This is a genomic window from Pseudomonas sp. PDM18, assembly GCF_014852585.1.
GTDB lineage: Bacteria > Pseudomonadota > Gammaproteobacteria > Pseudomonadales > Pseudomonadaceae > Pseudomonas.
The window spans coordinates 106,942-121,035 of the sequence record NZ_JACVBX010000014.1 but is presented as its reverse complement, the minus strand read 5'-3'; the positions used below and the strand labels follow the sequence as shown (position 1 = coordinate 121,035).

The 14,094-nt window shown below is 65.7% G+C and carries 14 protein-coding genes; 4 read left to right on the top strand and 10 right to left on the bottom strand.

Translation table 11 applies throughout. The features are described from left to right. Positions 1-3 precede the first annotated feature (3 nt). Entirely contained in the window at positions 4-492 is a 489-nt protein-coding gene (locus tag IB274_RS24765; protein WP_192435488.1) for a DUF3301 domain-containing protein, read from the bottom strand. A gap of 120 nt (positions 493-612) precedes the next feature. On the opposite strand from IB274_RS24765, the gene pdxY reads away from it, so the two are divergent. After that, the gene (pdxY, locus tag IB274_RS24760; protein ID WP_192435487.1) at positions 613-1,482 is read left to right on the top strand and encodes a pyridoxal kinase PdxY; all 870 of its coding nucleotides are present in this window, start codon (positions 613-615) and stop codon (positions 1,480-1,482) included. Positions 1,483-1,589: 107 nt separating this feature from the next. On the opposite strand, the gene IB274_RS24755 is transcribed toward pdxY, so the two are convergent. The 6 genes from IB274_RS24755 to IB274_RS24730 all read right to left on the bottom strand — a co-directional run bounded on the left by IB274_RS24755 (position 1,590) and on the right by IB274_RS24730 (position 8,613). After that, positions 1,590-2,174: a YqaA family protein gene (locus IB274_RS24755; RefSeq protein ID WP_192435486.1), complete on the bottom strand. Its 585-nt coding sequence runs from the start codon at positions 2,172-2,174 to the stop codon at positions 1,590-1,592. 4 nt (positions 2,175-2,178) lie between these two features. After that, positions 2,179-3,882: a YbaL family putative K(+) efflux transporter gene (gene ybaL, locus IB274_RS24750; protein WP_192435485.1), complete on the bottom strand. Its 1,704-nt coding sequence runs from the start codon at positions 3,880-3,882 to the stop codon at positions 2,179-2,181. 209 nt (positions 3,883-4,091) lie between these two features. Beyond that, entirely contained in the window at positions 4,092-4,571 is a 480-nt protein-coding gene (locus IB274_RS24745) for an acyl-CoA thioesterase (protein WP_192435484.1), read from the bottom strand. A gap of 202 nt (positions 4,572-4,773) precedes the next feature. Further along, positions 4,774-5,532 (bottom strand): SDR family NAD(P)-dependent oxidoreductase, encoded by a 759-nt coding sequence (locus tag IB274_RS24740; RefSeq protein WP_192435483.1) that lies wholly within the window; start codon positions 5,530-5,532, stop codon positions 4,774-4,776. A gap of 239 nt (positions 5,533-5,771) precedes the next feature. Then, positions 5,772-7,139: a glutamine synthetase family protein gene (locus IB274_RS24735; RefSeq protein ID WP_192435482.1), complete on the bottom strand. Its 1,368-nt coding sequence runs from the start codon at positions 7,137-7,139 to the stop codon at positions 5,772-5,774. Positions 7,140-7,218: 79 nt separating this feature from the next. After that, positions 7,219-8,613: an aspartate aminotransferase family protein gene (locus IB274_RS24730; protein WP_192435481.1), complete on the bottom strand. Its 1,395-nt coding sequence runs from the start codon at positions 8,611-8,613 to the stop codon at positions 7,219-7,221. A 127-nt stretch (positions 8,614-8,740) separates the two neighbouring features. Between IB274_RS24730 and IB274_RS24725 the strand changes: the two genes are divergently transcribed. Both IB274_RS24725 and IB274_RS24720 read left to right on the top strand, forming a co-directional pair. Then, on the top strand, positions 8,741-9,529 hold the full coding sequence (locus IB274_RS24725; RefSeq protein WP_192435480.1) for an SDR family NAD(P)-dependent oxidoreductase: 789 nt from the start codon (positions 8,741-8,743) through the stop codon (positions 9,527-9,529). A 74-nt stretch (positions 9,530-9,603) separates the two neighbouring features. Continuing rightward, the gene (locus IB274_RS24720) at positions 9,604-10,269 is read left to right on the top strand and encodes a GntR family transcriptional regulator (protein ID WP_192435479.1); all 666 of its coding nucleotides are present in this window, start codon (positions 9,604-9,606) and stop codon (positions 10,267-10,269) included. A 7-nt stretch (positions 10,270-10,276) separates the two neighbouring features. On the opposite strand, the gene IB274_RS24715 is transcribed toward IB274_RS24720, so the two are convergent. The 3 genes from IB274_RS24715 to IB274_RS24705 all read right to left on the bottom strand — a co-directional run bounded on the left by IB274_RS24715 (position 10,277) and on the right by IB274_RS24705 (position 12,072). Next, a complete protein-coding gene (locus tag IB274_RS24715; protein WP_017521498.1) occupies positions 10,277-10,489 on the bottom strand; it encodes a YgdI/YgdR family lipoprotein in 213 nt (70 codons plus the stop codon). A 103-nt stretch (positions 10,490-10,592) separates the two neighbouring features. After that, positions 10,593-10,994 (bottom strand): SMI1/KNR4 family protein, encoded by a 402-nt coding sequence (locus IB274_RS24710; RefSeq protein ID WP_017521499.1) that lies wholly within the window; start codon positions 10,992-10,994, stop codon positions 10,593-10,595. A 193-nt stretch (positions 10,995-11,187) separates the two neighbouring features. Further along, entirely contained in the window at positions 11,188-12,072 is an 885-nt protein-coding gene (locus IB274_RS24705) for a Tim44 domain-containing protein (protein WP_138213587.1), read from the bottom strand. A gap of 259 nt (positions 12,073-12,331) precedes the next feature. Here IB274_RS24705 and IB274_RS24700 point away from each other — a divergent pair, with 259 nt between their 5' ends. Beyond that, positions 12,332-14,092 carry a cation:proton antiporter gene (locus IB274_RS24700; protein ID WP_192435478.1) on the top strand — a complete coding sequence of 587 codons (1,761 nt, stop codon included), beginning with the start codon at positions 12,332-12,334 and terminating at the stop codon, positions 14,090-14,092. The last annotated feature ends 2 nt before the right edge of the window (positions 14,093-14,094 follow it).

Here is a 14,094-nt window from a genome sequence, read left to right as displayed (position 1 = left end):
CGCTCAGTCGCCGACTTTCTTGCCCTGATGCGCGCGGCGCCATTCGTCCAGGCGCACCACTTCGCCACGGGGGCGCGGCGGTGGCGTGTCGTCGAACACCGCGTCGATGATCTCCTCGTCCACCGGAGCGGCGGCGGGGTGGAAGGTGGCGACCGGGGACGCCGGTGCGCGCTGCTCGGGCTCCATGCGGAACGGTGCCAGCTCGACGCGGCCCAGGTGCTGGCCGAACATGGCGATGCTGCCGGCGTAGCGCTCCTGCCCGGTGGCGGTGAACTCGAAAGCGTATTCGCGGGCCAGGCGCAGGTTGCCGCGGCCGTCGCGTTGGAAGCGGAAGCGCTGCAGCGCCATGGCGTCATCGAGCAGCTCCACGCCCTCTCGCGCGCAGTGCTGCTTGGCCAGGACCAGCGCACGTTCGCGGATGCCATGGGCACGCCACCACCAGGCGGCGCCCGCGACAACCAGCATGAAGATGAAAAGATTGCCCAGGTCCACTTCAGCTTCCTCGGAATCGGCGCACCAGCTTACTCACTCCGCCGTCGGGCGGCGAGAGCCGGATGTTCACAGCCTGTGAATTGCGCCCCATACTGCCCCATTCTGTAGCAGGACACCGTTATGCCGCGCACTCCCCACGTTCTCGCCATCCAGTCCCACGTCGTCTTCGGCCACGCCGGCAACAGTGCCGCCGAGTTCCCCATGCGACGCATCGGGGTGAACGTCTGGCCGCTGAACACCGTGCAGTTCTCCAACCATACCCAGTATGGCCACTGGACGGGCCAGGTGCTGCCGCCGGAGCAGATTCCCGCACTGGTGGACGGCATCGCCGCCATCGGCGAGCTGGGCAACTGCGACGCGGTGCTCTCGGGCTACCTGGGCAGCGCGGCGCAGGGCCGCTCGATCCTCGAAGTGGTGAAGCGTATCCGCGAGGTTAACCCGCGAGCGGTGTACCTGTGCGACCCGGTGATGGGCCATCCGGAGAAAGGCTGCATCGTTGCTCCGGAAGTCAGCGAATTCCTCCTCCACGAAGCGGCCGCCGTGGCCGACTACCTGTGCCCGAACCAACTGGAGCTGGACAGCTTCTGCGACCGCCAGCCGACTTCCCTGGAAGACTGCGCGGCGATGGCCCGCGGCCTGCTGGTGCGAGGCCCGAAGGCGATTCTGGTGAAGCACCTGAACTACCCGGGCAAGCCGGCGGACGCCTTCGAGATGCTGCTGGTGACTCTCGATGAGACCTGGCACCTGCGCCGCCCGCTGCTGGCCTTCCCGCGCCAGCCGGTGGGCGTGGGCGATCTGACTTCCGGGTTGTTCCTCGCCCGTCTGCTGCTGGGCGATGACCTGCGCACAGCCTTTGAATTCTGCGCCGCCGCCGTGCATGAGGTGCTGCTGGAAACCCAGGCCTGCGGCAGCTACGAGTTGGAACTGGTGCGCGCCCAGGATCGCATCGCCCACCCGCGGGTGAAGTTCGAGGCAGTGAAGCTGGGCTGATTCGAGAGGGCTGAACTGTAGGAGCGAGCTTGCTCGCGAACCGATTATCCGCCAGCTCTGGCGCTGGGCGGTTCGCGAGCAAGCTCGCTCCTACAAAGAGCCCTGCCTCAGAGCATGTACTTGCCCAGCAGCAACCCACCGACCACCATCGCCGTGAGCAGGCCGAACGCCAGGCCCAGGCGTTTCTCGATGGCCTCGCGCAGTGCGGGCCCTGCCCAGAACAGCAGGGCGCAGGTGGCCGCGAAGCGCAGGGTGCGCGCCACCACGCTTAGCGCGATGAACAGCACCAGGTCCAGTTGGGTCACCCCGCTGGTCAGGGTGATCAGTTTGTAAGGCAGCGGTGTGAAGCCGCCGCCCAGCAGGACCATCAGCCAGCCCAGTTCGTTGTAGCGGTCGGCGACCTCGGCGAAGTTTTCCTGCAGGCCGTAGAAGGCCAGGATCGCCTGGCCCACCGTCTCGAACAGCAGCAGGCCGATGAAGTAGCCGGCGATGCCGCCGAGCACCGAACTGACGATGCAGATCGCCGCATAGCGCCAGGCTTTGGCCCGGTTGGCCAGGACCATGGGCACCAGCAGCGCGTCCGGCGGAATGGGGAAGAACGAACTCTCGGCGAAGGTCACCCCGCCCAGCGCCAGCTCCGCCCGCGGATGCCCCGCCAGGCGCATGGTCCAGTCGTAGAGCCGGCGCAGCATGGCGTCAGGCCGACTGCGGCAGGTGGTCGTCGCCAGGTGCCGCGCTGGCCTCCTCGCGTTCGACCCGCTCGACCATGCCGCGGGCGATTTCCCGCTCGCCCATGATCACCAGGTTGGCACCGTTCTGCTCCAGGTAATCCACCTCGGCGTCGAAGTGGGCGCGAGCGATGATGTCCAGGTTCGGGTTGATCGCTCGCGCGTGGCTGGAAATCGTCCCGGCCTCGAAGCCGTTGGGGATGGCGATCAGCAGCCAGCGCGCCGAGGTGATATTGGCCTGGTTCAGCACCTCGGGATTGGCGGCGTTACCGACCACTACGCAGAGACCGTGCTCGCGCAGCTCGGCGGCCTTCTCGCGCTTGTCCTCGATGACCACCACCGGAACCTTGTCCTTGCGCAGGCGCTCGCTGACCAGCGCGCCGACGCGGCCGTGGCCGATGAGGATCGCATGGTTCTGCTCCAGCACCGGTGGCGGCAGGTCCGGCGCTTCTACCTGAACGACACCGGGCTCGGCTTCGGCCTTCTGCGCCTGGCGCGCCTGCAGGCGGTCGATGGCGATGAACAGCAGCGGGTTGACCAGGATCGACAGGATCGCGCCGGCCAGTACCAGGTCACGACCGGCTTCGGGCAGCAGGTTCAGGGTCACGCCCAGGCCGACCAGGATGAAGGAGAACTCGCCGATCTGCGCCAGGCTTGCGGCGATGGTCAGCGCGGTGCTGTTGGGGTGGCCGAACATCCGCACGATGACATAGGCCGCGACCGACTTGCCGAAGACGATCACCAGGAAGGTCGCCAGCACCGGCAGCGGCTCGTGGATCAGGATGGCCGGGTTGAACAGCATGCCGACGGAGACGAAGAACAGGACGGCGAAGGCGTCGCGCAGCGGCAGCGAGTTCTCGGCGGCCTCGTGGCTGAGCTCGGACTCGTTGAGGATCATCCCGGCGAAGAAGGCGCCGAGGGCGAAGGACACGCCGAAGATCACCGCCGAGCCGTAGGCGATGCCCAGGGCGATGGCCAGCACGGCCAGGGTGAACAGTTCGCGCGAGCCGGTCTTGGCCACGCGCTCCAGTACCCAGGGGACAAAGCGGCGGCCCCCAAGGATCATCACCGCGACGAAGGCGGCGACCTTGCCCAGGGTCAGCAGGATCGGCATCAGCAGGCCGCCGTCGCCACCGTCTGAGGTGCCGCCCAGCGAGCCGGCCAGCGCCGGCAGTAGCACGAGTGTGAGGACCATGGCGAGGTCTTCGACGATCAGCCAGCCGATGGCGATGCGTCCGCGCTTGGTGTCGATCAGCTGGCGCTGCTCCAGCGCGCGCAGCAGTACCACGGTACTGGCCACTGACAGCGCGAGGCCGAAGACCAGGCCGCCGCCGAAGTTCCAGCCCATCATCCAGGCGAGACCAAGCCCGAGCAGGGTGGCAACGCCGATCTGCACCACCGCGCCGGGGATGGCGATGGCTTTGACCGACAGCAGGTCTTTCAGCGAGAAGTGCAGGCCGACGCCGAACATCAGCAGGATCACGCCCAGTTCGGCGATCTCCACGGACAGCGCCTGGTCGGCGACATAGCCGGGAGTGAAGGGGCCGGCCAGCACGCCGGCGAGCAGGTAGCCCACCAGCGGCGAGATGCGAAGGCGGTTGGCCAGGGCGCCAAGGACGAAGGCCAGTACGAAGCCTACGGCTAGGGTGGTCAGTAGCGGGGTGTGATGCATGGTCTGGGCTCCGGGCACTCAGGGAGCGACCGGACTGCGCATCAGCACCGGGTCGCTCGACGGTGGGTCACGGGGGCAAACCCGCGTGTGAAAAGTTTAGGCGTAGTAATCAATTCCTACCTTGCTTTCACGCAAGGGTAACCTGTTGACGCATTAAGGAATTTCCACGGCACGCGACATTTCTTTTCAGGAAATGTCGCGAACGTCCGTCATTCGTCGCGAAGCTCTTTGTAGCGCTGTTCCAGCTCCTGGCGAATCTGCCGACGCTGTCGTGCCTGTGCGAAGCGGCGTTTCTCGTCCTTGGTTTGCGGATCGAGCTGCGGCACGACGATCGGTTTGCGCTCGTCATCCAGCGCCACCATGGTGAAGAAGCAGCTGTTGGTGTGACGCACCGACTTTTCGCGGATGTTCTCGGTGACCACTTTCACGCCGATCTCCATGGAGGTGCGGCCGGTGTAGTTCACCGAGGCGAGGAAGGTGACCAGTTCGCCGACATGGATCGGTTCGCGGAAGATCACCTGGTCCACCGACAGGGTTACCACGTAGTAGCCGGCGTAGCGGCTGGCGCAGGCGTAGGCGACTTCGTCGAGGTACTTGAGCAGGGTGCCACCGTGGACATTGCCGGAGAAGTTGGCCATGTCGGGGGTCATCAGGACGGTCATGCTGAGCTGGTGGTTGCCAGGTTCCATGGAATTCTCTTCGGAATTGTCTTGGGAAAAGGAAAGGGCCTAACTCTGGACAACCAAAGTGCGGCAGGCGACACAGTTTTTTCTATACCGCCGATTGGCGCCAGGCACTAGTGGGCCATTTACCAATGGTATTTCCGTCGTCCGATCAACGCCCGAAATGAAAATGGGCGACCCAAGGCCGCCCGTCCATTCGCCTGCCGGCTCAGCGCCCGGCGGAGAGGCCGAAGTCGATTGCCAGGTCTGCGCCGGTGATGGCTTCGGATTCCGGCTTGCACAGGTACCAGACCAGCTCGGCGACTTCTTCCGGGCGGATGAAGCGCGCCACCGTGCCCTGTGGATAGTCCTTCAGCAGTTCGAGTTTGTATGCCGCCGGATTACCCTGGCCATAGCGTTCGGCCTGGTAGTCGAGCATCGGCGTGGCGATGTCGGCAGGCGAGATGGCGTTGACCCGCACGCCGGACTCGGCCAGTTCCAGTGCCAGGGTTCGGGTGAGCATGGTCAGCGCCGCCTTGCTCGCGCAGTAGGCTGCGGAGCCGCGATAGGCCTGACGGCCGGAGTCGCTGGAGATGTTGACGATGCAGCCGCGGTTCTCCTTGAGGTAAGGCGTCGCCGCCTGGCACATGTAGAACGCGGCCTTGAGGTTCACGCCCATCACCAGGTCGAAGTCGTCTTCGTTGAAGTCCTCCACCGGGCCTTCGCGCCAGACGCCGGCAGCGTTCACCAGGGCGTCGAGGCGGCCCGTGCGGGCGAGGATGTCGGACATCAGGCTGTGGCAGTTGTCGGCGCGTCGCAGGTCGCCTACGGCGGTGGCGTCCAGCGGCACCTGGGCGTTGAGCGCATGCAGGCCGGCTTTGTCCACGTCGGTTGCGGCGATGCGCCAGTGGCTTTGGGCGAAACGTTTGGCGATGGCTTTTCCGAGGCCACCGGCAGCGCCGGTGATCAGTACGACGGGAGTGCTCATTGTCTACGGATTCTCCCTGCCTGAGAGAGGACGGCGGCCGGCAGGCAGTACCGGCGGCGCCGCTTTGACCACGAGACGCGTCTGCGCCCCGTGCAATTACAGACCAAGAAAAGACCAGATTCTTCAGTCTGACAGGGTAAATTTTTCGTAAGGCTGTCGTGTGTCAGTGGGGGCTGCGAACCGTGGGAGGGGTGGCGGCGAATAACCGCTCGCGGTTATCCGCCGTATTGCCGCACGAATCACGCGTGATGCAGATACCAGCGCCAGTCCTGCTCGCCGACTTCGCCCATGAACTGGCGGTACTCCTCCCACTTGATCGCCAGGAACACCTTGAGGAATTCCTCGCCCAGCGCCTCGCGGGCCCAGGTCGAAGCCTCCAGAGCGCGCAGTGCGGTAAGCCAGTCGGTGGGTAGGAACTCGGTGGCCTGCTCGTAGCCGTTGCCGACGATGGGCGCGCCCGGATCGATCTGCTCGCGGATACCTTCGTGGATCGCCGCGAGGATCGCCGCTGCCGCCAGGTACGGGTTGGCGTCGGCGCCGCAGATGCGGTGCTCGATGTGCCGGCTTTTCGCCGGACCGCCAGGTACGCGGAACGACACGGTGCGGTTGTTCACTCCCCAGCTCTTGGCCAGCGGCGCATAGCTGTTGGCCTGGAATCGGCGGAAGGAGTTGGCGTTGGGGCAGAAGATCGCCAGGGAATCCAGCAGGCGCGCCATCATGCCGCCGATGGAGTGGCGCAGCAGTGGAGTGCCGTGAATGTCTTCGCTGGCGTAGAGGTTGTTGCCCTGCTCGTCGGCCAGGCTGACATGCAGGTGCATGCCGGAGCCGGCGCAGTCGCCGAACGGCTTGGCCATGAAGCAGGCCTGCAGCCCGTGCTTGTTCGCCACGCCCTTTACCAGGCGCTTGTAGCGCACGCCTTCGTCGATGGCCTGCATGACGTCGAAACGATGTTCCAGGGTCAGCTCGACCTGGCCCGGAGCGTACTCGGAGATCGTCGTGCGCACCGGCAGGCCCTGGACTTCGCAGGCGGCGTAGAGGTCGTCCAGGAATGGCTGCAGCTGCTCCAGCTCATAGACGCCGTAGACCTGCGGCGCTTCCGGGCGGATGCCGTTCATCTGCAGCGCCGGCTGCGGACGGCCGTTGGCATCGCGCTGCTTGTCCAGCAGGTAGAACTCCAGCTCCACCGCCATCACCGGGTGGAAGCCGTCGGCCTTCAGCCGGTCGACCACGCGGGACAGTGCCTGGCGTGGATCGGCAGGCGTGGCGGGCAAACCCTGGGTCGGGTGCATGCTCACCTGCAGCTGGCCAGTGGGGTTGGCGCGCCAGGGTTGCAGGGTCAGGCTGCCGGGCAGGGGGTAGGTCCAGCAGTCGGCGTCGGCCACTTCCCAGACCAGCCCGGTGCCTTCGACGTCTTCGCCCTGCACGGTCAGCGCGAGTATCGAGCTGGGCAGCGGGCGGCCGTTGTCGTAGATCGCCAGCAGCTCGTCGCGGTGCAGCAGCTTGCCGCGCGGGATGCCGTTGGAGTCGATGATGAAGAGTTCGATGCTGCGCACGTCCGGATGGGCGGCGAGGAAGGCTTCGGCTTCCTGACGATCGGCGAATTGCATGGTGGTCCTCGTGGCGCGGTGCGCCGGGTTGTTCTTCTGGCAGGAGCGAACCACGTCCGCTCCTGCAGGTGGCAGGCGATCAGGCCTCGCGCGCGCCGGGAATCGCCAGCAGCTCGGTGATGCCGGCATCGAGGGTCTCGATCAGGCGATCCACGTCGGCGGCGGTGGTGTCCGGGCAGCACAGGGTCATGTTGTGGAACGGCGTGATCAGGATGCCGCGATTGATCAGGTACAGGTGCAGGGCCATCTGCAGCTCGTCGTGGAAGGCCGCTTCGGCCTCGGCGCCGGTGCGCGGCGAGACGGGGCAGAACTGGAACTCGCTGCGCGCGCCCAGCTCGGTCACCGACCACTTAAGGTCGTGCTTGGCGATCAGGCGGCGGAAACCGTCAGCGAGGCGCTTGGCCAGCGGCAGCATGTGGTCGTAGGCCGCCTGGGTCATCACCTGCTCCAGGTTGGCGCGCATGCAGTGCATGGCCAGGGCGTTGGCCGAGAGCGTGGTGCCCATGCCGCTGTGGCCGTGGCCATGGCTGTCTTCCTGGGCGCTCTGGCGCGACGCGGCCATGCGTTCGGCCATCTCCGCGCTGCAACCGAAGATGCCGCAGGGCACGCCGCCGGCGATCGGCTTACCGACCACGAAGAAGTCCGGGTCGAGGTTCCACAGCTTCGTGCAGCCACCGATGTTGGTGGAGATGGTGTGGGTTTCGTCGATGATCAGCAGCGAACCGTACTGGCGGGTCAGCTCGCGGCACTTCTGCATGAAGCCCGGGTCGGGCAGGACCATGCCGATGTTGGTCATCGCCGGCTCGCACAGCAGGGCGCAGACGTCACCCTGGGCCAGCGCGGCTTCCAGCGCCTCGACGTCGTTGAAGGGAATGGAGCGGCTGTGCTGGGTCAGGTCGTAGGCCTGGCCGACCAGGCCGGAGCGGTGCACGGTCTCGCCGTCGCGGTAGCGCACCATCACGTCGTCGACGGTGCCGTGGTAGCAGCCGTCGAACACCAGCAGGGTCTTGCGCCTGGTCACCGCGCGGGCCCAGCGCAGCACATAGCGGTTGGAGTCGGTCGCGGTGGCGGTCACCTGCCAGTAGGGCAGGCCGAAGCGCGCGGCGAGCAGCTCGCCGCAGACTACGGCGTCTTCGCCAGGCAGCATGGTGGTCAGGCCGCGTGCGCCTTGCTCGGCGAGCGCGCGGGCGATCGGTGCCGGCGAATGGCCGAACATGCTGCCGGTATCGCCCAGGCAGAAGTCCACGTAGTCATGGCCGTCCACGTCGTAGAAGCGGGCGCCCTGGGCGCGTTCGACGAACAGCGGGCAGGGCGTGGACCAGTCGGCCATCCAGTGCATCGGCACACCGGCGTACAGCGACTTGTGCGCACGCTCGGCAAGGGCGACGGACTTGGGATTCTGTTCCAGGAAGCGCTGGCGCTCGCGGGCGGTGAAGAGATCCACGGCCGGTTGGGCGATTCCGCTGGCGGTCATGTTGCACACCTCGTTTGTTATTTCGCACATCTTCCATTTGTGATCACAAAAATGTCAATACAGCGCGTCGACTGCCTGATAATCTGCCCTGTAACGAATTCTGTGATCACAGATAAAGAAGATATCCATGAGCGATGTCACGAATGAGCCCGCCTGGGCCGGTCAGGTCGCCCTGGTCAGCGGCGCTGGCAGCGAGTCCGGCATTGGCTTCGCCAGTGCCCGCCGGCTGGCCCGCAACGGCGTGAAGCTGCTGCTCACCGCCAGTAGCGAGCGCGTCCTGCTGCGGGCGCAGGAGCTGTGCGCCGAAGGCTTCGAAGCCCGAGCGCTGCCCGCCGACCTGACCTGCGAGGACGACGTCCGCGCCCTGGCCGAGTGGGCGCAGGCGCAATGGGGAAGGGTAGACGTGCTGGTGAACAACGCCGGCATGGCCATGCAGGGCAGCCCGGAACCCTTCGCCGAACTGGCGGCCATGGACCTGGCAAGCTGGAACCTGTCGCTGGCGCGCAACCTGACCAGCGCTTTCCTGCTCACCCGCGCGCTGCTGCCGGGGATGCTGGAACGCGCTTACGGGCGCATCGTCAATGTCAGCTCCACCACCGGCGTGCGCGCCAGCAATCCGGGCGAGTCGGCTTACAGCGCAGCCAAGGCCGGGATGCTCGGCATGAGCATGGGGCTGGCACTGGAAGTGGCGCGCCACGGGGTGACGGTGAACAGCGTGGCGCCGGGCTGGATCGCCACCGGCTCCAGCAGCGAGGAAGAAATCCAGGCCGGACGGCGCACGCCGCTCGGCCGTTCCGGGCGACCGGAGGAGGTGGCGGCCGCCATCGCCTTCCTGGCCTCGCCTGAAGCCAGCTACATCACCGGCGAAGTGCTGGTGGTGGATGGCGGCAACTGTCTGATCGAGAACAAGGGATAAGCAAGATGAAGCATGACTGCAGCCTGACCTTCGCCCAACTGCCGGCGCCGCCGGCCGGCCGGGAGTGAATCACGATGGCCGACAACCTTCAGGAACAGCTGTACCAGAACCTGCGCCAGGCCCTGCTGAGCGGGCGCTTCCAGCCCGGCGAGCGGCTCAAGATCCGCGACCTGGCCGATGAGTGGGGCACCAGCCCGATGCCGGTTCGCGCCGCCCTGCAACGGCTGGTGGCCGAGGGCGCGTTGGAGGGCGAGCCGCAGCGCTCGCTACGGGTGCCGGTGATGACCCGTGAGCGCTACCTGCAGATCCTGCAGGTGCGGCAATCCCTGGAGGGGCTGGCGGTGGAGGACGCGGCCAGGCACCTGAAGCCTGCCGACATGGCGTTGCTGCGCAATTGCACCGAGCGCATGGAAATTGCGCTGAATGCCCGCGACGTCCACGGCTACCTGGAAGCCAATAGCCTGTTCCACCTGACGCTCTACCGCGCCTGCGGCAACCCTACGCTGCTGCGCATGATCGAGGCGCTGTGGCTGCAGGTCGGGCCTTTCTTCAACCGGTTGTTCACCGAGGCCGACCTGTCGCTGCGCCTGAACGATTTTCACGAAGACACCCTGCAGGCGCTGGAGCGTGGCGATGGCGCTGGCGCGCGCAAAGCCATCGAACAGGACCTGGGCTACTGCGGCCAGTACCTGCTCAACCTGCTGGAGCTTGAATGCGGAGGAAGGCTCGGGGCGCGCTAGGGCGCCCTTACGGGGTCTTGATGAAGCGGACGTTGTCCTTCTTGATCAGGATCGTCTCGCCGTTGAGCTGTTCGAATTCGTAATAGTCATTGTATTTGTCGTAGTCGGAGTGATCCTTCACCAGGATTTCGCTGCCGTCCTGCAGCGTCACCACGGCCTTGTCGGCGCATCCGGCGAGGCCGAGCAGCAACAGGCAGGTGAACAAGGCTTTCAACTTCATAGTTTCTCCACGGGGCATCGTACCCGCCCGGGCAGCAAGGGCTGGAGGTACGCTGGGTTGCCTGTGTGACCATGGAAGTTTCAGGAAATTCCGATACCCCCCCTCAAGTATCGAGCCATACGTCGCGTGCCCAAGTCCACACCGAGTCCCAGGTTTCCTCGGTGAGCTCGCCGTCGGCCCAGAGGATTACCTCGCCGTCCTCGGCGACCGCGTAGTAGTCGTCACCATCGGCGCAGAGCGGAATCAGCTCGCGCGGCAGGCCACTGGCCCAGGCCACGGCGGCCACCTCCGGCAGGTAAGTGTGGGACTGCGGATCGGCCACGGTGACCGGCTCCAGTCGCCCATAGACGACGTCACTGACCAGCAGAAGGAACTCACGGAATTCCGACGGAATGCCGATCAGCAACGCTTCTTCGATTTCCACCAGCAGTTCTTCGTCGGGCAGTTCCAGCGGTACCGGAACCGGCTCGTTCGCTTCACGCAGTTTCTCGATCACATCTTCCACAGGCGGGGCCTCTTTGAATTCGACGAATGGCGCGCTTTATACAGTAGTAGCCGGCAATTCGCGCAAGACCACTGAGCCGGTGCCGTCCGGACGAGCGGCGGGCCCGCAGCCACGGCTGTGCTGTTATTCCCCGATGGCTGCAGAAACGAAAAAGCCCGGCAATCGCCGGGCTTTTTCTGTGTCGCGCGCAGGATCAGTTCTGACGGATGCCCGCCACCAGCCAGGGCTGGTTCTCGCCCTGCGGACGCTCCATGCGCCAGCTTTCGCTGAAGGGCTCGCCCTGGTCGAAGCGCGAGGACTTCGACACGCCGCTGAAGGTCAGGGTGGCGATGGTCTTCTCGGCCTGGTCGTCCACGCCCTCGAGCTGCACGTCGAGGTTGTCGATGTAGGTGGACTGGTAGCCCTCGCCCAGGTCAGCGCGCTCCTGCTTGAGGAACTGCAGCATCTGCGGGGTGACGAACTCGGCGATCTTGTCCATCTCGTTGGCGTCCCAGTGCTGTTGCAGGGACATGAAGTGCTCGCGGGCGGCGGCGACGAAACGGGTCTCGTCGAACCAGCTCGGCGCGTTGATCACCGGGCGGCTGTCCATCACCGGACGGGACGCACCACCGAAGATCGACGGCGGGGCGGCCGGCATTTCGCGCTGCATCGGCGCATGTCCACCGGCCATGGCGGGCTGATTGCCCTGCTGCTGGCGGCGACGGGAGGCGATGAAGCGGAAGGCGATGAACGCGATCAGCGCGATGATCAGGATGTCGAGGAACTGCATGCCCTGGAAGCCGTCGCCCATGAACATGGAGGCAAGCAGGCCACCGGCGGCGAGGCCGGCCAGCGGTCCGAGCCAGCGCGAAGCGCCGCTCTTGGCAGCGGCGCCGGCAGCGCCTGCGGCGGCACCGGTTGCGGCCGGGCCGGCAGCGGTCGGGGAGTTCGGGGCGGCATTGGGTTGCGCCTGGCGGGTCTGGTGGCTTGGCGCCGAGCCCATGCTCTTGCCACCACCGAAACGCTTGGCGGCGTTGACGTCGAGGCTGAGCGTCACGGCGACACAGAAAGCCATGGCAAGGCTGAGAAAGCGCTTCATGGTTGTCATTCTCTTGGTTGGTATACGACGCACGTCATGTTGCCGGTGGGTGCCGATGAGGGCCAGCCGGATTTTGTTTCGTGCTGTTGCCCTGTATCGGGCGGACCTCTGATATGGGGGCGGATGAATCCCTTTCCAAATCAGTCTGTTACTGATTCTTTCAGAACCGCCTGTCGGAGGACTCGGATGGTAGGCTTCGCTGAGCGAGGCCGTCAGCCGCGCGATCCCCCTGACCAGCCCGCCGCGAGGACCGCCGACCATGCATGCCATCGACTTCATCCAGGACCTCGCGGTGATCATGCTGATCGCCGGTTTCGTCACCATCCTCTGCCACCGCTTCAAGCAGCCGGTGGTGCTGGGCTACATCATCGCCGGGGTGATCATCGGTCCGCACACCCCGCCGTTCGCCCTGGTGCACGACGAGGAAACGATCAAGACCCTCGCCGAGCTGGGGGTGATCTTCCTGATGTTCTGCCTGGGGCTGGAGTTTTCCCTGCGCAAGCTGTTCCAGGTCGGCGCCACGGCGTTCATCGCCGCGTTCCTGGAAATCACCCTGATGATCTGGGCCGGCTTCGAGATCGGCCGCCTGTTCGACTGGAGCACCATGGATTCGCTGTTCCTCGGCGCGATCCTGGCGATGTCCTCGACCACCATCATCATCAAGGTCCTGGGCGACCTGAAGATGAAGAACGAACGTTTCGCCCAGTTGATTTTCGGCGTGCTGATCATCGAGGACATCCTCGGCATCGGCATCATCGCCCTGTTCTCCGGCATCGCCGTGAGCGGCACGGTGGAGGCCGACCAGGTGTTCTCCACGGTCGGCAAGCTCAGCCTGTTCATGGTCGTCGCGCTGGTCGTCGGCATCCTGCTGGTGCCGCGCCTGCTGGCCTACGTGGCGAAATTCGAAAGCAACGAGATGCTGCTGGTGACGGTGCTGGGCCTGTGCTTCGGCTTCTGCCTGCTGGTGGTGAAGCTCGAATACAGCATGATCCTGGGCGCCTTCCTGATCGGCGCGATCATGGCCGAGTCGCGCCAGCTGATCCAGATCGAACGCCTGATGGAGCCGGTGCGTGACATGTTCAGCGCGATCTTCTTCGTCGCCATCGGCCTGACCATCGATCCCAAGGTGCTGGTGGACTACGCCGCGCCGATCCTGGTAATCACCCTGGTGGTGGTCGCCGGCAAGCTGGTGTCCTGCGGTGCTGGCGCATTCATCGCCGGCAACGACGGGCGCACCTCGATGCGCGTCGGCATGGGCCTTTCGCAGATCGGCGAGTTCTCCTTCATCATCGCCGCGCTGGGCATGAGCCTGGGCGTGACCAGCGACTTCCTTTATCCGGTGGTGGTCGGCGTGTCGGCTATCACCACACTGCTGACGCCCTACCTGATCCGTTCGGCCGACCCGCTGGCGCTGTACCTGGGCCGCAGCCTGCCATCGCCCATGGTGCGGGTGTTCAGCCTGTACGGCGAATGGCTGCGCAGTATCAAGCCGCGCGGCGACAAGGCGATACTTGCCGGGATGATCCGGCGCATCCTGCTGCAGGTCGGGGTCAACCTGACGCTGGTGATCGCGATCTTCTTCGGCCTGGCGTTCTTCGCCGACCGCCTGTCGCAGTGGCTGGCGCAGTTCGTCGAGCACGAGGCGCTGCACAAGGCGCTGATCTGGGGCGCCGCGTTGCTGCTGTCACTGCCGTTCCTGATCGCCGCCTACCGCAAGCTCAAGGCGCTGGCGATGCTGCTGGCGGAGATGGGCGTGAAGGCGGAGAGCGCCGGGCGCCATACGGCCCGCGTACGCCGGGTGATTTCCGAGCTGATCCCGCTGCTGTCGCTGGGCGGCATGATGCTGCTGCTGGCGGCGCTCAGTTCGAGCATCCTGCCGCCGGGCGAACTGCTGGTGGTGGTGGCGCTGATCGCCGCCTTGGTGATCGCGGTGTTCTGGCGCTGGTTCATCCGCGTGCATTCGCGGATGCAGGTGGCGCTGATCGAGACCTTCGAGCAGAGCGGCGGCGGGCATCACTGAGC